This is a genomic window from Rhizobium sp. BK661, assembly GCF_024808825.1.
Classification (GTDB): Bacteria; Pseudomonadota; Alphaproteobacteria; order Rhizobiales; family Rhizobiaceae; genus Rhizobium.
Genome location: NZ_JANTYT010000002.1, coordinates 224,498 through 244,209 on the forward strand (window position 1 = coordinate 224,498; position 19,712 = coordinate 244,209).

Annotated in this window: 20 protein-coding genes; 11 read left to right on the forward strand and 9 right to left on the reverse strand. The window is 60.8% G+C overall.

The features are described 5' to 3' along the window. Window positions 1-13: 13 nt before the first annotated feature. On the forward strand, window positions 14-571 hold the full coding sequence (locus FHX16_RS07410) for a GNAT family N-acetyltransferase (RefSeq protein WP_259126887.1): 558 nt from the start codon (window positions 14-16) through the stop codon (window positions 569-571). A gap of 5 nt (window positions 572-576) precedes the next feature. On the opposite strand, the gene FHX16_RS07415 is transcribed toward FHX16_RS07410, so the two are convergent. From FHX16_RS07415 to acnA, 3 genes are all read right to left on the reverse strand, one after another. Beyond that, window positions 577-978, reverse strand: a complete 402-nt coding sequence (locus FHX16_RS07415) for a DUF2794 domain-containing protein (RefSeq protein WP_183863736.1) — start codon at window positions 976-978, stop codon at window positions 577-579. A gap of 366 nt (window positions 979-1,344) precedes the next feature. Beyond that, window positions 1,345-2,082: a thioredoxin family protein gene (locus tag FHX16_RS07420; protein WP_183863737.1), complete on the reverse strand. Its 738-nt coding sequence runs from the start codon at window positions 2,080-2,082 to the stop codon at window positions 1,345-1,347. A 233-nt stretch (window positions 2,083-2,315) separates the two neighbouring features. Continuing rightward, on the reverse strand, window positions 2,316-5,006 hold the full coding sequence (gene acnA, locus FHX16_RS07425) for an aconitate hydratase AcnA (RefSeq protein WP_183863738.1): 2,691 nt from the start codon (window positions 5,004-5,006) through the stop codon (window positions 2,316-2,318). A gap of 258 nt (window positions 5,007-5,264) precedes the next feature. Here acnA and ccmA point away from each other — a divergent pair, with 258 nt between their 5' ends. Genes ccmA through FHX16_RS07450 form a run of 5 tightly spaced genes read left to right on the forward strand, consistent with a single transcriptional unit; the run spans window position 5,265 to window position 8,146 of the window. After that, complete coding sequence (gene ccmA, locus FHX16_RS07430; protein ID WP_183863739.1) at window positions 5,265-5,909, forward strand: heme ABC exporter ATP-binding protein CcmA; 645 nt, start codon at window positions 5,265-5,267, stop codon at window positions 5,907-5,909. Then, window positions 5,906-6,565, forward strand: coding sequence for a heme exporter protein CcmB (ccmB, locus tag FHX16_RS07435; RefSeq protein WP_183863740.1), 660 nt, complete (start codon window positions 5,906-5,908; stop codon window positions 6,563-6,565). The genes ccmA and ccmB overlap by 4 nt, the downstream gene beginning before the upstream one ends. Before the next feature lie 47 nt (window positions 6,566-6,612). After that, window positions 6,613-7,374, forward strand: coding sequence for a heme ABC transporter permease (locus tag FHX16_RS07440; RefSeq protein WP_259126889.1), 762 nt, complete (start codon window positions 6,613-6,615; stop codon window positions 7,372-7,374). Between the two features lie 2 nt (window positions 7,375-7,376). Next, window positions 7,377-7,544 (forward strand): heme exporter protein CcmD, encoded by a 168-nt coding sequence (gene ccmD / locus FHX16_RS07445; protein ID WP_183863741.1) that lies wholly within the window; start codon window positions 7,377-7,379, stop codon window positions 7,542-7,544. Continuing rightward, window positions 7,541-8,146, forward strand: a complete 606-nt coding sequence (locus FHX16_RS07450; RefSeq protein WP_259126890.1) for a DsbE family thiol:disulfide interchange protein — start codon at window positions 7,541-7,543, stop codon at window positions 8,144-8,146. Before ccmD ends, FHX16_RS07450 begins: the two co-directional genes overlap by 4 nt. On the opposite strand, the gene FHX16_RS07455 is transcribed toward FHX16_RS07450, so the two are convergent. The 5 genes from FHX16_RS07455 to dapF all read right to left on the reverse strand — a co-directional run bounded on the left by FHX16_RS07455 (window position 8,147) and on the right by dapF (window position 13,221). Continuing rightward, entirely contained in the window at window positions 8,147-8,734 is a 588-nt protein-coding gene (locus tag FHX16_RS07455; RefSeq protein WP_259126892.1) for a DUF2585 domain-containing protein, read from the reverse strand. Further along, window positions 8,731-9,375: a septation protein A gene (locus tag FHX16_RS07460; RefSeq protein ID WP_183863744.1), complete on the reverse strand. Its 645-nt coding sequence runs from the start codon at window positions 9,373-9,375 to the stop codon at window positions 8,731-8,733. Before FHX16_RS07460 ends, FHX16_RS07455 begins: the two co-directional genes overlap by 4 nt. 64 nt (window positions 9,376-9,439) lie before the next feature. Beyond that, window positions 9,440-11,029 (reverse strand): signal recognition particle-docking protein FtsY, encoded by a 1,590-nt coding sequence (gene ftsY, locus FHX16_RS07465; RefSeq protein ID WP_183863745.1) that lies wholly within the window; start codon window positions 11,027-11,029, stop codon window positions 9,440-9,442. A gap of 15 nt (window positions 11,030-11,044) precedes the next feature. Next, complete coding sequence (gene mtaB / locus FHX16_RS07470; RefSeq protein WP_259126894.1) at window positions 11,045-12,319, reverse strand: tRNA (N(6)-L-threonylcarbamoyladenosine(37)-C(2))-methylthiotransferase MtaB; 1,275 nt, start codon at window positions 12,317-12,319, stop codon at window positions 11,045-11,047. Further along, entirely contained in the window at window positions 12,316-13,221 is a 906-nt protein-coding gene (dapF, locus tag FHX16_RS07475; protein WP_183755138.1) for a diaminopimelate epimerase, read from the reverse strand. The genes mtaB and dapF overlap by 4 nt, the downstream gene beginning before the upstream one ends. A gap of 205 nt (window positions 13,222-13,426) precedes the next feature. On the opposite strand from dapF, the gene FHX16_RS07480 reads away from it, so the two are divergent. Continuing rightward, complete coding sequence (locus tag FHX16_RS07480; protein WP_259126896.1) at window positions 13,427-15,385, forward strand: elongation factor G; 1,959 nt, start codon at window positions 13,427-13,429, stop codon at window positions 15,383-15,385. Here FHX16_RS07480 and FHX16_RS07485 read toward each other — a convergent pair whose 3' ends face one another. Next, complete coding sequence (locus FHX16_RS07485) at window positions 15,386-16,390, reverse strand: MBL fold metallo-hydrolase (protein WP_183863748.1); 1,005 nt, start codon at window positions 16,388-16,390, stop codon at window positions 15,386-15,388. Between the two features lie 304 nt (window positions 16,391-16,694). On the opposite strand from FHX16_RS07485, the gene ffh reads away from it, so the two are divergent. The 4 genes from ffh (at window position 16,695) to rimM (ending at window position 19,705) form a co-directional block, all read left to right on the forward strand. Further along, window positions 16,695-18,263, forward strand: coding sequence for a signal recognition particle protein (gene ffh / locus FHX16_RS07490; protein WP_183863749.1), 1,569 nt, complete (start codon window positions 16,695-16,697; stop codon window positions 18,261-18,263). 16 nt (window positions 18,264-18,279) lie between these two features. After that, on the forward strand, window positions 18,280-18,600 hold the full coding sequence (locus FHX16_RS07495; protein WP_016556656.1) for a chorismate mutase: 321 nt from the start codon (window positions 18,280-18,282) through the stop codon (window positions 18,598-18,600). A 49-nt stretch (window positions 18,601-18,649) separates the two neighbouring features. Then, window positions 18,650-19,018 carry a 30S ribosomal protein S16 gene (gene rpsP, locus FHX16_RS07500; RefSeq protein ID WP_016556657.1) on the forward strand — a complete coding sequence of 123 codons (369 nt, stop codon included), beginning with the start codon at window positions 18,650-18,652 and terminating at the stop codon, window positions 19,016-19,018. A gap of 117 nt (window positions 19,019-19,135) precedes the next feature. Then, window positions 19,136-19,705, forward strand: a complete 570-nt coding sequence (gene rimM / locus FHX16_RS07505) for a ribosome maturation factor RimM (RefSeq protein WP_183863750.1) — start codon at window positions 19,136-19,138, stop codon at window positions 19,703-19,705. Window positions 19,706-19,712: the final 7 nt, after the last annotated feature.

A 19,712-nucleotide genomic window follows, 5' to 3' on the forward strand; every position in this document is an offset into this window, starting at 1 on the left:
GCCGGCCGACCGAATGCCCATCTCCCTCCGCGACGCTTCCCCATCCGACCTCACTGCTATTACGACGATCTATCGAGAATCCGTTCTGAATGGTGTCGCAAGCTATGAGCTCGTCCCGCCCGAACAGGACGAGATGGCGGCGCGATTTTCCGCCATCACGGGTCAGGGCTATCCGTACATCGCCGCGATCGACGAGGGTGGCAACCTGCTTGGTTATGCCTATGCTTCGGCTTTCCGTACACGACCGGCCTATCGTTGGATGGTGGAGGATTCCATCTATCTTGGGCCTGAGGCACGCGGCCGGGGAATCGGAAGACTGCTGCTTACCGAACTTATTCAACGCTGCAGCGATCTCGGCTTTCGTCAGATGGCCGCCGTCATCGGTGGCGCACATCCGGCATCAATTGCCCTGCATCGCGCGTTGGGTTTTGAGGATACGGGTCGCCTGAAAGCGACAGGCTACAAACACGGACGCTGGCTCGACACGATGATCATGCAACGTGCCTTGGGCGAGGGCGCAGCCTCGGACCCGGATGCTTCGACCTATCCCGGCACCCTCTTCAAAGCCTGAGTCGCTTACTTCTCGACCAGCTTCAAAGCCTTGTTGAAGACCTTCAAGACCTGCTGTAACTCGTGCCCGCGCTTCAGGATGACGCCGTGGATGTTGGTAACGGAGTAGGCGCCCTGCTTGGTTGCAAGCTTCGGATTCTTCTCAATGCGAAAGAGCGGCATTTCGCCCGATCGCTTGAAAACCGAGAAGACCGCGCGGTCCTTCAGATGATCGATCGCATAGTCCCGCCACTCTCCCTCGCCGACCATGCGGCCATAGATCCAGAGAATCGCATCGAGTTCGCGCCGGTGGAATGTGACCGGAGCGGGATCCTTGCTCTGCTTGTATTCCTTGAGATCCACGACGACTGAGGAACTGCTCTCGGCTGACCGGCTTTCGCCGCGCCGCAAATCCGGCTGATCTGTCATCAGTCTCCCGGTGCCTCCACTCGTGACAGGTAAATGACAGTTTGCCTTAGCGTTTACAAATTGCAAGCAGGCGATCAGTCACATTAATCATACTCTGTGCAATCTCCCGAGCGCCGCAATTCAGTCAAAACAGCGCCTCATTTGCAAGGGAAATTCCCTCTCACGACTGCGCCGCGGGCCCGTTCGGACCTACGTCGCACCCGATTCGTGCATGATCTTTGCCTGATTTTATAGGCATAAAAGGTCGTGCGTGAGTTTGGCGCCAGCGCGCCAAAGGGCCCGGCTGACCGTATCGACCTTAACCCCAGCCCCGAATACGATCAGCCGGGCCGCCCCGTTTTCCATCCACAGAAGCAGATGAAACGGCTAGATGTTCTTCCCGGCCATGACGACCGTCGCTCCGAGAATCGCGGATGGATTGCCATCGGCGGTGGAGGATTGAAGTAGAATCGCGCAGCCCTCGAGGTCCGGCTTCTGCATCACGCTTGCCGGCAGCGTCAAGCTTGTTTCCTTGCCTTCCCACATACCGACCGTCTCCACATCGGCAACGCTGTTCAGGTAGGCAATCTTCTGGCCGCTGTTCTCGCCCTTCTCGACGTCGATGGTCTTCTCACGGTTGAAATAGACCATGACGACATTGGCCTTGCCTTGCCCTGCCCCGATCTTGATCTCGAGTTGGTCGCCGCGCATCTCGGCCTTCACCGGCACGGAAAGGCCCATCCCTTCGGCTGCATAGCCGTCGATCTTCTTGTTGATCGCACCGAGGTCAGCGCCGGCCACATGGTCGCGGCCGTTGATGATGACCTGCGGCGTATAGACATTGGCGCGACCCATCGTCTGCGCGTAGCCATACTGCCGCTCCGTGTTTTCCTTCGAACTCAGCGTGTCGGCCCAGCCCATGTAATTCCAGTAGTCGACGTGATAGGCGAGCGCAATAACCCCGCCAGCCTCGACGATCTTGCGAAAAACCGCATCAGCTGGAGGACACGAAGAGCATCCCTGCGAGGTGAAGAGTTCGACCACACCTTTCGGCGCATCCTGGGCAAAAAGCGGGCCGGCAAGCGCCACAGCTGCAACCACAGAAATCAAAAACCTCGCGGACATTCACTGCACCTTTTTCTTCAGTACCTGCCGCCGAGTTTCGCCGCAGGTTCCGATATCTGAGCGTAGAGATAGTGGTTCTCGATCGAAACGGAAAGTCACGAACGGGTGAGACAGGCTTCGAGGAAGTCAAGCTGAAACACATCGTCGTGAGCGCGAATTTACCGCCTCGCGTTCAAACGAAAACCGCCGGAAATCTCTTTCCGGCGGTCATTGTCATGGAAGTCTGTTAACAATCAGGCAGCGAGATCGCGCAGAACCGTCTGCAGGATGCCGCCGTTGTTGAGGTAGATCACTTCGTCGAGCGTATCGACGCGCGACAACAGCGGAACTTCCTTCACGGTGCCGTCGCCGTAGGTAATCTTGGCAATCTTCTTTTCGCGCGGCTTGATGTTCTCAAGGCCCTCGATGCTGACGATTTCGTCGCCCTTCAGGCCGAGGCTTGCCCAGGTCGTGCCCTCTTCGAAGACGAATGGGATGACGCCCATTCCGACCAGGTTCGAGCGGTGAATACGCTCGAAGGACTGTGCAATGACCGCCTTCACGCCAAGCAGGTTGGTGCCCTTCGCTGCCCAGTCGCGGGACGAGCCGTTGCCGTACTCGACGCCAGCAAAGATGACGAGCGGAACGCCCTCGGCCTTATACTGCATAGCCGCGTCATAGATCGATTCCTCTTCCTTCGACGGATAGTGGATGGTGTAGCCACCTTCCTTGCCGTTCGGGCCGAGCATGTGGTTGCGGATACGGATATTGGCGAACGTGCCACGCATCATGACTTCATGGTTGCCGCGACGCGTGCCGTACTGGTTGAAGTCAGCGACGCCGACATTGTTCTCGAGTAGGTAAGCACCGGCCGGAGACGCAGCCTTGATCGAACCGGCAGGCGAAATGTGGTCGGTGGTGATCTTGTCGCCGAAAAGGCCGAGAACGCGAGCACCCTTGATGTCCGAAATACCCGAGCCGGTCTTGCCCATGCCCACAAAGTAGGGCGGGTTCTGCACGTAGGTCGACTTGTCATCCCAGGCGTAGGTCTGTCCGGCCGGCACTTTGACGGCCTGCCAGTTTTCATCACCCTTGAAGACGTCGGCGTACTTCGTTTCGTAAAGTTCGCGAGTGACGTACTTCTGGATGAAGTCCTGCACTTCGTGCGAGGTCGGCCAGATGTCCTTGAGGTAGACAGGCTTGCCGTTCTGGTCTTCGCCAATCGGCTCCTTGGTGAGGTCCTTCTGGACCGAGCCTGCGAGCGCGTAGGCAACGACGAGCGGCGGGGATGCCAGGTAGTTCGCCTGAACGTCGGGCGAAATACGGCCTTCGAAGTTGCGGTTGCCCGACAGAACGCCTGAAACGATCAGACCCTTGTCGTTGATCGTCTTCGAGATGGGCGCGGGCAGCGGGCCGGAGTTACCGATGCAGGTCGTGCAGCCGAAGCCGACGAGGTTGAAGCCGAGCTTGTCGAGGTCCGCCTGGAGGCCGGACTTCGCGAGGTATTCGCCAACCACCTGCGATCCGGGCGCCAGCGACGTCTTGACCCAAGGCTTCGTCTTCAGGCCCTTGGCAACAGCGTTGCGAGCGAGAAGGCCGGCAGCGATGAGAACCGACGGGTTGGAGGTGTTGGTGCAAGAGGTGATTGCGGCAATCGCAACGTCGCCATGGCCGAGATCGAAGTCGGTGCCTTCGACCGCGTAGCGGTTGGAGAGCTGACCGGGCTTCTTGTAATCGGTGTCCATCGAGCCGGCGAAACCGGAAGCGATGTTTTCGAGCGGGATACGGCCTTCAGGACGCTTCGGGCCGGCCATGGCAGGCACAACGTCGCCGAGGTCGAGTTCCAGCGTATCTGTGAAGACGAGGTCCGAACCATCGCCTTCGCGCCACATGCCCTGTGCCTTTGAGTAGGCTTCGACGAGAGCGATACGGTCCTTACTGCGGCCGGACATGTTGAGGTAGTTGATGGTTTCGCCGTCAACCGGGAAGAAGCCGCAGGTCGCGCCGTATTCCGGACCCATGTTGCCGATCGTCGCGCGGTCGGCGAGCGGCATGTTGTCCATGCCAGGGCCGAAGAATTCAACAAACTTCGAGACAACGCCCTTCTTGCGCAGCATCTGCACGACCATCAGCACGAGATCGGTCGCGGTGACGCCTTCCTTGAGCTTGCCGGTGAGTTTGAAGCCGATGACTTCAGGCAGAAGCATCGAGACCGGCTGGCCGAGCATGGCAGCTTCCGCTTCGATGCCGCCGACGCCCCAGCCGAGAACGCCGAGACCGTTGATCATCGTCGTGTGCGAGTCAGTACCTACGCAGGTATCCGGATAAGCAATCGTCTCGCCGTCCTCTTCCTTGGTCCAGACGGTCTGGCCGAGATATTCGAGGTTGACCTGGTGACAGATGCCGGTGCCCGGAGGAACGACGCGGAAGTTCTTGAACGCCTGCTGGCCCCACTTCAGGAAGCGGTAGCGCTCGCCGTTGCGCTGGTATTCCAGCTCGACGTTCTTGGCAAATGCTTGCGGCGTACCGAATTCGTCGACGATAACCGAGTGGTCGATGACGAGGTCGACGGGAACCAGCGGGTTGATCTTCTCTGGGTCGCCACCGAGCGACACCATCGCGTCGCGCATCGCGGCGAGGTCGACGACGGCGGGAACGCCCGTGAAGTCCTGCATCAGCACGCGCGCTGGACGATAGGCGATTTCGTTTTCGACAGCGCCCTTGTTGTTCAGCCATTCGGCCACAGCAAGGATGTGTTCCTTCGTCACCGACTGACCGTCTTCGAAGCGAAGCAGGTTCTCGAGCAAAACCTTCATCGAATAGGGAAGCTTCGAAACGCCCGGAAGGCCATTCACCTCAGCCTTGGGCAGGCTGTAGTAGACGTAGTCCTTACCGTTCACGGTGAGCGTGGAACGACAATTGAAGCTGTCAAGAGATTTAGACACGAGAGACCCCGTTTCTGATAGCGAACACAATCGTGCGGACGCCTATGCACGTAATGCACATCAGGATGCGGGTACGGCCATTTCCGCTGTCCGCACGTGGAGCGAAGCCCATGTTCGGCGCAAGGATGAAATTCACGCCGACCGCTGGCGTGGTTGCGGGTCTTATAGATAATTTCTATGAAAGGTGCCAGAGAGTGCGTGACCCATTTCGGATTTTTTTGCATTGCGATGACTGAAAAATTAAACCACGGAAAAGTCATGCATCTTGAGGCTGCCAATCTGGCTGCGCGCCGGGGCGAAGACCTGATTTTTGAGGGGCTTTCATTCGGCCTGGAAGCAGGCCAAGCGCTGGTTTTGACTGGTAAAAATGGATCGGGAAAGTCAACTTTGCTGCGCGTCGTCGCCGGTCTCCTCCGTCAGGAAAGGGGTACGGTGAGCTTTACCGATTCGCATGGCGACACACACAAGCGCGTTGGAGAAATCAGTCACTATCTCGGCCACCGCAATGCGATGAAAAGCGAACTGACCGTTGCTGAAAACCTCGAGTTCTGGCGCCGCTTTCTGGGACAGATGCACGGCCCCTCCGTTTCCATCGATGAGGCCGCAGCCGCGGTCGGGCTCGAAGGGATCACCCACCTTCCTTTCGGCTATCTCTCGGCTGGCCAGCAAAGGCGCTTTGCCTTCGCCAAGCTGCTGATCGCCTACCGGCCGGTCTGGATCCTCGATGAACCGACGGCGGCGCTCGACACAAGCGGCGACCGCCTCTTTGCCGAGCTCATCGAAGCGCATCGGCGCAATGGCGGCATCGTGCTTGCTGCGACCCACCAGCCCCTTGGCCTAGAAGGCGTGCAGGAACTGCGGATGACGGGGTTTGCTCATCCCGGATCAGGAGTGTGGGCATGACCGCACTTCTGCTGCGCGACCTCAAGATCTCCATCCGCGCCGGCGGCGGTGCGCTGGTCGGCGTCCTCTTCTTCCTGACCGTCGTTGCGGTCATTCCCTTTGGTGTCGGACCCGATCTCGCATTGTTGTCCCGTATCGGCCCGGCCATCGTCTGGATCGGAGCTCTGCTTGCGGCACTTCTCGGCCTCGACCGGCTATTCCAGGCCGAACGCGACGACGGCTCGCTCGACCTCATGCTGATGCAGGAGACCCCGCTCGTCCTGACGGTGTTGGTCAAGTGCCTGGCGCACTGGATCGCCACCAGCCTTCCGCTCGTCATTGCCTCGCCGCTGCTTGGCCTGTTCATGAACATGAGCGAGACGGCGATCGGCGCGACGATGCTGACACTGCTGGTCGGTTCACCGGCGATTACCTTCATCGGCGCGGTTGGCGCGGCCGTCGCCGTTGCCTTGCCGCGCGGCGGACTGTTGGTCTCGATCCTGGTCCTGCCACTGACCATTCCGGTATTGATCTTCGGCGTCAGCGCTACTTATTCGGCGGTCGAGGGACCGTCGCCCTTCCTGCCACCGTTTCTGATCCTGATCGCGCTAACACTGTTCTTCGCCGCTATCGGCCCGGCCGCGGCGGCATTGGCGCTGCGCAACACGTCGGATTGATGGAGCGCTCGATTGCGACAGAAGGCATATCGCGGTAAGGAAACGGCATGAGTGAAACGAGCCTCGCCATCACGAAATTCAGCGATCTCGCCAACCCGACGCGGTTTCTGGCGCTGGCTGCACGCATCCTTCCCTGGATGGCCGCTTTCACGGCCCTCTGTTTCATCGTGGGGCTGTATCTCAGCTTCACGACCGAAGGCGACTATCAGCAGGGCGAGACGGTTCGCATCATGTATATCCACGTCCCGGCCGCCTGGCTTTCCATGATGGGCTATACGATCATGAGCCTCTCGGCGATCGGCACGCTCGTCTGGCGCCACCCGTTGGCGGATGTATCGGCCAAGGCCGCAGCCCCGCTGGGCGCCGCCTTCACGCTGATTGCCCTCGTCACCGGCTCTCTCTGGGGCAAGCCGATGTGGGGTACGTGGTGGGTATGGGACGCAAGGCTAACGTCCGTCTTCATTCTGTTCCTGATGTATCTCGGGCTTATCGCGCTCAATCGCGCAATCGACGAGCCGTCCAAGGCCGCACGCGTCAGCGCCGTGCTGATCCTCGTCGGCTTCGTCAACATCCCGATCATCAAGTTCTCCGTCGACTGGTGGAACACATTGCATCAGTCCGCAAGCGTTTTGCGTCTCGACGGCCCGGCCATCGACCCGGAATTCCTGCGGCCGCTGCTGGTGATGGCCGTGGCTTTCACCGCGCTCTTTTTCACCCTGCACATCATGGCCATGCGCAACGAAATCTGGCGTCGCCGTGTCGCCGCCCAACGCCGTATGGTAGCCCGGCTCGCGAGCCGCGAGGGATAGCCATGACACACGCTTTCTATGTTTACGGCTCCTACGCCTTTGCAGCGCTTGTGACAGCAGCCGTGACGCTGTGGACCTGGGCCGACGGTCGCGCTCGCCGTAAGGAACTTGCAGCCCTTGAGGCTTCCGGTATTCGCCGCCGCTCGGCGCGCGCAAAGGATGGCGAATGAGCCCCACGCCTGAAACGAACCCCGCCAAGCGCAGGTTCGGACGCTATGCCGTCGCCTTGATCCCGTTGGCGGTCTTTGCCGTCATTGCCGGCACTGCGGCCAAGATGCTTTACGATCAGGATGTCCATGGCAAGGATATCTCTGAAATCCCCTCGGCATTGATCGGCACGAAGGCGCCGGCGCTGAACCTGCCGCCGCTCGAAGGCGCCAACCTGCCCGCCCTCACCGACCGTGCGATTAAGGGCAAGCTGACGCTCGTCAACGTCTTCGCCTCCTGGTGCATCCCCTGTCGTGAAGAGCATCCGATCCTGAGGGAACTCGCGAAGGACAGCCGCCTCAACGTGGTTGCTATCAATTACAAGGACAAGAACGACAACGCGCTTCGCTTCCTCGGCGAACTCGGCAATCCCTTTGCCGCTATCGGCATCGACCCCAAGGGGCAGGCCGCGATCGATTGGGGTGTCTACGGAATTCCGGAAAGCTATCTCGTCGCCCCTGACGGCACAATCCTATACAAACGTGTAGGCCCGTTCGACGACATCAGCCTGAAGGAAGGTCTGTTGCCCGCTATGGCAAAGGCCCTTGGCAAGCCCGCTTCCTGATCAGATCGCGCTTTGCCAGGTCTTGACCGCCTCGACGGGCCAGACCAGCATCAAGACGTTGAGCGTCAGGTTGTCGCGGATCAGGTAGCCGGTCAAAAGCTCGAAGAAGATCGCTATCGCCACCGTCAGCGCCACCGGCGCGCGCGATGCGAAGATGAAGCCGACAACCATGAACACGGTGTCCATCGCTGAATTGATGATGCTGTCGCCGTAATAGTCGAGCGAGATCGTCGCCGAGCGGTAGCGATCGATGATGATGGGCGAGTTCTCCAACAGCTCCCAGCCGGACTCGATGACCAGCGCCAACAGCAGGCGTGCCGCAAACGGCTTTCCGCGCAGGACGAGATGCGCCACGCCGTAGAAGATGAACCCGTGGATGATATGCGACGGCGTGTACCAGTCCGACAGGTGCTGGGAATTGCCACTCGACTTGACGACGCCTTCCCACAGCTTGACATAGCCGCAGGTGCAGATCGGCGTGCGGCCCATCAGATACTCGGCAACCACCTGCGCCAGCAGAACCAGTAGGCAGGCTGCGAACCAGAACGTCTGATGGCGAACCCTTGTCTGCGCCTCTGCAACCGTCACTTTTCGGCCTCTCCAGCCGGCGTTACCGTGTGCTTCATGATCAGTGGCATCTGCGCCATCGTGAAGATGATGGTGATCGGCATCGTTCCCCAAACCTTGAAGGCGATCCAGAAGTCATCGGAGAAATTGCGCCAGATGACTTCGTTCAGCACTGCGAGAAAGAGGAAGAAGATGCCCCAGCGAACCGTCAGCTTGCGCCATCCCTCGGCATCGAGCTGGAAGGCCGCATTGAAGACGTAGCCGAGCAACGACTTGCCGAAAGCCAGGCCGCCAAGCAGCGAAACGCCGAAGAGCGCGTTGACGATGGTCGGCTTCATCTTGATGAAGGTTTCGTTCTGCAGGTAGATCGACAGCGATCCGAAGATAACGACCACGATTCCCGACACGAACGGCATGATCGGCAGGTGCCCGAGCACGACCTTCGAAACGATCAGCGAGACCACGGTCGCGGCCATGAAAAGGGCCGTTGCCACGAACAGCGGTCCGCCAAGCTCCGAGAGAACAGGAAAACGCTCGACCAGCCACGCGCCGCGCAGGTTGGCGAAGAAGAAGATCAGCAGCGGGCCAAGCTCCAGCGCCAGTTTCAGCATCGGGTGATGCCTGTCGGCCGCGCTTGGGGTGATATCGCTCTCTGTCGTCATTCTATCTCAAATCCGTTTGTGTCACACGAGACGCTTGCCCGTGTTTGTCGGCATATCTGTGGCACTATTGGCCGAGCCCGGCAATGGCGTGCGCGAAATCCTCGGCCTCGAACGGCTCGAGATCATCGACGCCTTCGCCGACGCCGATGAAATAGACTGGTAGCTTGTGCTTGGCGGAGATCGCCACGAGGATACCGCCGCGGGCCGTGCCGTCGAGCTTCGTCATGATCAGCCCGTTGACGCCTGCGACATTGCGGAAGATCTCGACCTGCGACAGCGCGTTCTGCCCCGTTGTCGCGTCGAGCGTCTGCAGCACCGTATGCGGCGCGTCCGGATCAAGCTTGCCGAGAACGCGAACGATCTTCTCAAGTTCGGCCATCAGCTCCGCCTTGTTCTGAAGACGGCCGGCGGTATCGATGATCAGCACATCGCACTTCTTCGCCTTGGCCTGCTCGAAAGCGTCATAGGCGAGGCCTGCGGCATCCGCGCCGAGCTTGGTGCCGATGAACTCCGACTTGGTGCGATCGGCCCAGATCTTCAGCTGTTCGATCGCAGCGGCGCGGAACGTGTCGCCGGCTGCCACCATGACCTTCAGCCCGGCGCCCGACAGCTTCGCCGCGAGCTTGCCGATCGTCGTGGTCTTACCAGTACCGTTGACGCCGACGACAAGGATGACATGCGGCTTGTGGCTGAGGTCCAGCTGCAGCGGCTTGGCGACAGGCTTCAGCACTTTGGCGATCTCGCTTGCCATGATGCGGCTGACATCCTCTCCGGTGACGTCCTTGCCGTAGCGCTCGGAGGCGAGCGTATCGGTGACGCGCATCGCCGTCTCGACGCCGAGATCGGCCTGGATCAGCAGATCCTCGAGATCTTGCAGCGTCTCGTCGTCGAGCTTGCGCTTGGTGAAGAGCGCCGCGATCTGGCCGGTGAGCTGCGACGACGTGCGGGCAAGGCCGGCACGCAGACGCTGGAACCAGGAAAGTTTAGGAGCAGGAACCAGAGGCGCTGCCTCGGAAGCCACGGGACCTGTCGCAAATCCCTTTGGAAGAACCGGCGCGGCCGAGGCATCATCGGAAACGGCATCGTCTTCGATCGGAGCAGATATCTCTTGATCGGCGGGAGAGAGTTCATCCGTGATGGGCTGCTGCTCAGCATCAGCGTCCGTTTCAAGCTCTGCGGCCGGCTCGTCGGTTTCGGCAGCGTATACTACCTGCGCAACGTCGTCCTCTTTTGCCTGCTCGCCGGTTCCCGGCTGCAGGGAAGCAGCAACAGCAACCGCCTCTTCCGGCGCGCTTTCGGCGGGAGTAACGACCTCGGTTTCGGCCTCGAGCAGCGACAGCGGCACAACACCTATATCGCTCGCCTGCATCTCGGACGGCAAGACCTCGGAAACGTCTTCCTCGACGGGCACGAGCGCTTCGGCCTGCTCGGCTAGATCCTCGATCGGAGCGTCCTCACCTACGTCTTGGGCAGGACCGCCAGCCGTATCCATCTCCTCGGCCAGAACGGGGTCGGCGGCAACAGGAAGATTTTCCTCACGCGAGTGCGGCTCCAGTTCGGACTCGACTGCTTTCGTCTCGACCGGCTCCGGCGCCTGCTCTTCCTCCGGCTTTGGGCCGAAGGTGAAGACCTTTTTGATGAAATTGAACGCCATGAGGATTCCGTAAACTCAGGCCGCGTCGGCGGCCGTCAATTGCATGTCGAGGTGTTTGCCGTTGTGCCCGGTGATCACAGCCTGCACGAAGCTTCGGGGCGCCAGTCCGGCCGCTGCGACAAGCGTGAAGTTCTCGGTATGCGCCAAACCGTTGTTTTCCACCAGCAGCCATTGCCGCGTTCCGACCATTCCGTCGAGATGGGACTGATGCAGGCGATGTCCAGTGGCGCGAAGCCGCGCTGCCCGCTCCTTGACCAGCGCGCGATCGAGCTGCGGCATCCGCGCGGCGGGCGTCCCCGGCCGTGGGCTGTACGGGAATACGTGAAGATGGGCGATACCGGCCTTTTCCGCGAGCCGCTCGGCATTGGCGAACATCTCTTCGCTCTCTGTCGGGAACCCGGCGATCATATCTGCGCCGAAGCTCATCTCAGGCCGCAGGCGGCGCACGTCGTTGACGAAGGCCAAGGCGTCCGCGCTGGAATGGCGGCGCTTCATTCGCTTCAGGATCATGTCGTCACCATGCTGCAGGGAAAGGTGAAGATGTGGCATGAACCGCTCTTCCTCGGCGATCAGGTCCAGCAGATGCTTGTCCGCCTCGATGCTGTCGATCGACGAAAGCCGCAGGCGGCGAATATCGGGCACCTGCTTCAGAAGCGTCTTCGCGAGCAACCCGAGCGTCGGTTCGCCGGGTAGGTCAGCGCCGTAACTGGTCGCATCGACCCCGGTCAGAACGATCTCGCGGTAGCCGCTTTCGACGAGCTTGCGCGCCTGGTCGACGACCGCTCCCATTGGCACCGAACGCGAATTGCCCCGACCATAGGGAATGATGCAGAAGGTGCAGCGGTGGTCGCAGCCGTTCTGGACCTGGATGAAAGCCCGCACGTGACCATCGATGTGCTTGACCATCTGCGGCGCTGTCTGGCGCACGCTCATGATGTCGTTGACGCGTAGCTTCTCTTCCGCCGAAACACCAAAATCCGGCAGAGCGCGATAGGAAGCGCTCTTCAGTTTTTCCTCGTTGCCAAGGACGGCATCGACCTCTGCCATGTCGGCGAAGGTTTCCTTCTCCGTCTGGGCCGCGCAACCTGTCACGATGATGCGGGCATGAGGATTGTCGCGCCGCGCGCGACGGATTGCCTGGCGAGCCTGACGCACGGCTTCACCGGTGACGGCGCAGGTATTGATGAGGATGGCATTGTTGAGCCCGGCCTTTTCAGCCTCCGCCCGCATCACTTCGGATTCGTAGGTATTCAGACGACAGCCGAAGGTGATGACTTCGACGCCGCTCACCGCGCTTCCGCTCCCGGCGCCGCATCGCGCGACCACGAACCCGTCGCCGGATCGAGCGTGCCGGACCATTCCCATTCGGCGGGCCCCGTCATGATCACGTGGCCATCGCGTTCGCGCCATTCGATGTTGAGTATGCCCTGATTTGGGCTGCTTGCGACCTTCACCGCCACTTCGCGTCCGGTCCGTCCGGTGCGAGCGGCGGAAACAGCCGTCGCACAGGCCGCAGAACCACAGGCAAGCGTCAGTCCCGCTCCCCGCTCCCAGGTGCGCGTCGTAATCGAACTGGGAGAGGTCACCTGCGCCAGCGTGATATTGGCGCGCTCCGGGAACATCGGATGGTTTTCAAGCAGCGGTCCAAAGCGGCCGAGATCGAACGACATCGGATCGCGGTCGATCCAGAAGATCGCATGCGGATTGCCCATCGAGGCGACGGAAGGCGAATGCAGGACCGGGTTGTCGATCGGCCCGATCTGCAGCTCGATGCGGCTGGTATCATGGAATTCTTCGGCAAGCGGAATCTTATCCCACTCGAAGACCGGCTTGCCCATATCGACGGAGATCGTCCCATCATCATGCTCGACGGCATTGAGGATGCCGGCCACCGTCTGGAACGTGAAAACCTTCTTGCCGGTTTCCGAAGCAAGCGCCTGTACGACGCAGCGCGTGCCGTTGCCGCAGGCTTGTGCCTTCGAGCCGTCGGAGTTCAGGATATCAATCCAGGCATCCGTGCCCGCTGCTTTCGGATCGTGGATCGCCATGATCTGGTCGAACTGCGTGTCGGGTGCGGCATTCAGCGCGATCGCCGCGGCCGGCGTCACCTTGTCGGCACGACCGCGCATGTCAACGACGAGGATCTTGTTGCCAAGCCCGTTCATCTTCGCGAATTCGACCGTTGCGCTCATAGTGTCATGTCCGTCTCTGTTTGGGCTGTATATGGCGGAAATGCATGGGAATTACCAGTGGGTTGACTGGCGTGGCTTCAGCTACACATTGGCAGAAGGAGATAGCCAGACTTCATATTTAAGAATGACTGCAAATATCTAGCGCTTTTCGCCGCTTCGAGGCATTCTTGCTCTCGGATGGTGCTTTTGGCAGGGAGGATCGCCGATGCGCTGCTTCACGGTACTTGGGCCCTCGCAGACGGGAAAGACGACGCTCGTCGCAAAGCTGGCCTCGCTCGAGGGAACGCCCAGAAAGTCAGCCTCTCCATATGGATCAAGCCTGACGGAGTTCGATTTCAAGGACGAAGCGTGGTGTGCGATCGACACACCCGGAGCAAACGAGGCGCTGGCCTTGGCGCAAGATGCCCTGCTCGCTAGCGACGCCTGTATTCTCTGCATATCACCAACACCCGACGAAGCGGTTCTGGTGGCACCCTATCTGCGGGCGATCGAGGCGTCCGGCACGCCCTGTTTGGTCTTCATTAACAGGATGGACGAGCCGCGCGGCCGATTGCGCGACGTCATCGGCGCACTCCAGGCCTACTCAAACCACCCCCTCGTTCTGCGGCAGGTGCCGATCCGCGAAGGCGACACGGTCGTCGGCAGTTGCGACCTGATTTCCGAACGCGCCTGGCGCTATCGCGAAGGTCAGCCTTCCGCGCTGATCGAACTACCCAAGGACGTTGCCGAGCGCGAGCACGAGGCGCGAACGGAGATGCTGGAGCAGCTTTCGGAATTCGACGATTGGCTTCTCGAGGAACTCATCGAGGATAGAGAGCCGGCAAGCGACACGCTGTTTGCGATTTCCTCGCGCATCCTCAAGGAAAATCGGATCATCCCCGTATTGTTCGGCTCCGCCTCACATAGCAACGGCATCATGCGTCTGATGAAGGCGCTCCGCCACGAGGCGCCGCCGGCAACAGCGCTTCGAACTCGGCTTGCCGCCTCTTCCGCTGCGGACGAAGCGACACTTTCAGCCGTGAGTTTCCACGCCTACCACAAGGCCAATGTTGGCAAGACGGTCCTTGTGCGGGCACTCGTCGATGGCCTGAAACAGGGCGCCTCCCTTGGCGGTCCTACGCTGGGTCCCCTGCAGGAAGCCGGCAACGGAAAACCGATCAGCGGCCCTGTGCAGGCCGGCAGTATCTTTGCCGCTCTGAAATCGGACCATCTGCCCGTGCCCGCATTGCTGACGCAAGCCGGAAGCCTCGAGCCCCCCGACTGGACAACACCGCCGACACCGATGCTGGAGAGGATCCTCATTCCCGGCAGCGAGCGCGACGAGACCAAGCTCTCGGCGACGCTTGCAAAGCTGGCGGAAACCGATCGCGGCTTGAAGGTCATGCAGGAAGAAGGAACCGGCGCGGCGCTGATCTGCGCCCAAGGGCCCGTTCACCTGCGCGATCTCCGCAAGACGCTTTCCGAGGTTTTCCGGGTCGAGGTTTCGGAACGCGCACCCAACCCGGTCTACCGGGAGACGATCTCCAAGCCCTCGGACGTCCATTATCGACACCGCAAGCAGACAGGCGGCGCCGGGCAGTTCGCGGATGTGCAACTCAGCGTCAGGCCGAACGAGCGCGGCCACGGGTTTACGTTTGCGGAAAACGTCAAGGGCGGCACCGTGCCGCGAAACTACATCCCGGCTGTCGAGGCCGGCGCCCGCGAAGCGATGGAAAAGGGGCCGCTCGGCTTCCAGGTCATTGACGTCGATGTCACCTTGACGGACGGCCAGTATCACTCGGTCGACAGCTCCGACTTCGCTTTTCGGACCGCCGGAAAGATGGGGGTCAAGCAGGCGCTGTCGCAGGCGTCAGCCGTCCTCATGCAGCCCGTCGTCAGGGTGGAAATCCATATCCCCTCGGTCTACTCAGGCGGCATGGTGACACTCGTTTCTTCGCTCAAGGGACAGGTGCTCGGCTTCGACCGCGACGAGAACGCCAAGGGCTGGGACATCTTTCGAGCGCTGGTACCGGGTGGCGTGCTTGACGATCTCGCCCGGTCGCTCAAGTCCGCAACGCAGGGCATCGGCCATTTCTCCAAGACCTTCGATCATTTCGAAGAGCTCTACGGCAAGGAAGCCGACAGCATCATCAATGCGCATGGTTCAGGCGCCCAGACGCACTGATCATACCGGCGGCACGTCGAAGACCTCACCTGCCCGGAGCGGCCGGAACCGATCCGGGGATATGCCGTGCTCGATCATCGCTGTAGTGAGCGCCTTGACCGGCGCATCGACCGACTCGTCCGTCAGCTGGAATGTGGCGAAGTGGTGCCCGGCAACATAGGCGGCATTGGCAAGCTTCATTCCCATGACCGCTTCATCGGGATTTTGATGCTGGCCCTTCATGAACCAGCGCGGCTCATAGGCCCCGAACGGCAGGATGGCGAGGCGAAAGCCATCATGTTCCTGCTGGGCGGCCTTGTAGTTGACCCCGCCATGAAAGCCCGTATCGCCGATGTGATAGATCTTCCCGGCCGGCGTCGCCAACACGAAGGCAGCCCAGAGCGCCATGCGACGATCCCCGGTGCCGCGCGCCGACCAGTGGTGGGCGGGCTCCGCGTAGATATTGATCCCCGCAAGCGAGATGCGCTCGCCCCAGTCCATCGCCGTCACCTGTATGGTGGGGACGGCACGGCGAATGATCGTATCGTTGCCAAGCGGTGTGACGACATGCGGCCGGTGTTTCGCCTGCAGACGGCGAAGCGTCGCAACGTCGAGGTGATCGTAGTGGTTATGCGAAACGAACACGAGATCGATCGGCGGCAGATCGTCGAACGCTATACCGGGCGCAACGACGCGTTTAGGCCCGGCGAAGGCAAAGGGGCTGGCTCGATCGGACCAGACGGGATCCATCAGGATGTTCAACCCCGCGACCTGAATTAGCATAGTCGCATGGCCGACCATCGTTACCCTGATGTTCTCGCCAGCGACACGCAAATCCGGCTTGGCTGGCTGGAACGGGCTCGGTACCGACTTCGGCCAGCGATCCCGGCCGCCGCCGAACTGCCATCGCATCAGATCTCTGAAACCGAGAGGCTCGATACCGTCAGGATTGAAGAAATGCGTACCGTCGAAGTGATCGGAGACCGGACCTTGATAATAGGGATTGCGTCGTTTGGCCGTGGGCATGCAAGAGCGTTTCCGTTGAAGGAAAAGCAGATCTGGGATCGGGCGCGCGGTTTTGAAAGGCCGAAACGCCGTCTTTTCTCGGCTTTGCCTTGACTCGCGCCGCTTTTTCCTGTTTACCGCCGCTCAATCTGCGACGAGCTTCAAGACTCGAGCCACCGACCGGGACCCGCAAAGGTATAAATCGATCCCGGAGGTCCACACCCGACAGCGCGATGCGCCCTCGGGTGGTTTTTGGCTATGCGTCTTGTTTTCGTCAAGGAAAAGCACAAGGTTTCCGTCTCCAGGAAATCACAAGGAAGAGCCGATGTTTGAGAACCTCCAGGACCGTCTTGGATCCATTCTGAATGGACTGACAGGCCGTGGCGCGCTTTCGGAAAGCGATGTTTCCGCAGCGCTGCGCGAGGTTCGCCGTGCGCTTCTGGAGGCTGATGTCGCGCTTGACGTGGTGCGCGGCTTTACCGATCGCGTCCGCGAAAAGGCCGTCGGCGCCGAGATCCTGAAGTCGATCAAGCCCGGCCAGATGGTCGTCAAGATCGTCCATGATGAGCTGATCGAGATGCTCGGCGGCGAAGGCGTGGGCGTCGACCTGCATGCCGTTGCCCCCGTCGTCATCATGATGGTCGGTCTGCAGGGCTCGGGCAAGACGACCACGACGGGGAAGATCGCCAAGCGTCTCACCGATCGCGAGAAGAAGAAAGTGCTGATGGCGTCGCTCGATACGCGACGTCCGGCCGCCCAGGAACAGCTGCGCCAGCTCGGCGTGCAGACAAACGTTGACACGCTGCCCGTGATCGCAGGCCAGTCGCCGACCGATATCGCTGCGCGCGCCGTACAGGCCGCCAAGCTCGGCGGCCATGACGTCGTCATCCTCGACACCGCCGGCCGTACGCATATCGACGAGCCCTTGATGGTCGAGATGGCCGACATCAAGAAGAAGTCGAACCCGCATGAAATCCTGCTGGTCGCGGATAGCTTGACCGGTCAGGATGCCGTCAACCTAGCGCGCAGCTTCGACGAACGTGTCGGCATCACCGGCCTGGTGCTCACCCGCATGGACGGCGATGGCCGTGGCGGTGCCGCCCTTTCGATGCGCGCCGTTACCGGCAAGCCGATCAAGCTCATCGGTGTCGGCGAGCGCATGGGCGAACTCGAAGAGTTCCACCCCCGCCGTATCGCCGACCGCATTCTCGGCATGGGCGACATCGTTTCGCTGGTTGAGCGCGCCGCCGAAAACATCGACGCCGAAAAGGCGGCGGCCATGGCCGCCAAGATGGCCAAGGGCAAGTTCGACCTCAACGACCTCGCCGACCAGCTGCGCCAGATGCAGAAGATGGGCGGCATGGGCGGCATCATGAGCATGATGCCCGGCATGGCCGGCATGAAGGACAAGATGGCTTCGGCCGGCCTCAACGACAGCCTGTTCGGTCGCCAGCTCGCCATCATCGGTTCGATGACCAAGGCCGAGCGTGCCAACCCTGACATACTCAAGCATTCGCGCAAGAAGCGCATCGCTGCCGGCTCCGGCACCGACGCCTCCGACATCAACAAGCTTCTGAAGATGCACCGCCAGATGGCGGACATGATGAAGATGATGGGCGGCAAGGGCAAGGGCGGCCTGATGAAGCAGATGATGGGTGGCCTTGCCGGCAAGATGGGTCTTGGCGGCCTCGGCGGCGGCATGCCCGATCTTTCGAACATTGATCCCAAGCAGCTCGAAGCGCTCCAGAAGCAGGCTGAAGCTGCCGGTCTAGGAAAGCCGGGCGGCGGGCTGCCCGGTCTTGGCGGCGGCGGTTTGCCGGGTCTGGGCGGCGCCAAGCTTCCGGGTCTCGGCGGTGGTTTCCCGGGCCTTCCCGGCCTGCCCAAGAAGAAGTGAAGGGGTCGCGTAGACAATGATTGATCCTGAAATCAAAGCCCAGCTTTCGAACTATCGCCAGTCGATCGACAACATCGACGCCGCGCTGGTCCATATCCTGGCCGAACGTTTCCGCTGCACCAAAGAAGTCGGCGTTCTCAAGGCCAAGTACAAGTTGCCGCCGGCCGATCCGGCGCGCGAAGAATACCAGATCGAACGCCTCCGCCATCTGGCGAAGGATGCCAATCTGGATCCGGATTTCGCCGAGAAGTTCCTGAACTTCATCATCAAGGAAGTCATCCGGCATCATGAGCAGATCGCTGCAGACCACGCCGAAAACGGCGCCGCAGCAAAATGAACCATACCGCCGGATCAGGCGGTCCAGAAAAGTCCAAGGAGTAAAGAAAATGGCACTGAAAATTCGTCTCGCACGCGGTGGTTCCAAGAAGCGCCCGTACTACCACATCGTTCTCGCTGACGCCCGTTCGCCGCGCGATGGCCGCTTCCTCGAAAACCTCGGTTCCTGGAATCCGATGCTCGCCAAGGACAACGGCGCTCGTATCACCCTGAACAACGACCGTATCAAGCACTGGCTCGATCAGGGCGCACAGCCGACCGACCGCGTTCTGCGCTTCCTCAACGAAGCCGGCCTCGCAAAGCGTGACGCCAAGAGCAACCCGGAAAAGGCAAAGCCGGGCAAGAAGGCTCAGGAGCGCGCTGCTGAAAAGGCTCAGAAGGCCGCCGACGCTGCTGAAGCTGCTGCTTCCGCAGAATAATCGGGGACTTTCCCTTATCGAACGGGCGGCATGGCGACATGCCGCCCGTTTTCGTTTCCATTCCGCCGCACTTCGTTTAAGAGAAGCCAAGATTTGCGGCTTCATGTGAAGGACGTCATGGCAAAGCTTGAAAATCCCGTTCTGATGGCAACGATCGGTGGCGCCCAGGGCCTGCGCGGCGAAGTGCGCGCCAAGGCCTACACTGCCGACCCGACGGCCCTCGGCGACTATGGCAACCTGCACAGCCTTGATGGCCGTACCTTCGAAATCCTCGACATCCGGGAAATGAAGAACGTCGTTGTCGTCCGCTTCCGCGGGATTAACGATCGCAATGCTGCCGAGGAACTGAACGGACTGGAGCTCTATATCGAGCGCGACAACCTGCCGGACGAGGAACTGGAGGAAGACGAATTCTTCTACGCCGACCTCGAGGGCCTGGAAGCGCTCGACGACCAGGGCGTCAGCTACGGCACAGTGACCGGCGTTTTCGACTTCGGTGCCGGCGACCTCCTGGAACTGAAGGGTCCCGGCAAGCGCCCCGTGTTGATCCCCTTCTCGGAAGCCTCGGTTCTCGATATCGACCTCGAAAGCGGCAGGATCACCATCGATCCCTTGGCTGCCGGTCTCGTCGATACCGAGGATGACAGCGCGAAATTCACGCCAGACACGCCGAAAAAGAAGAAGTGAGGCGGTC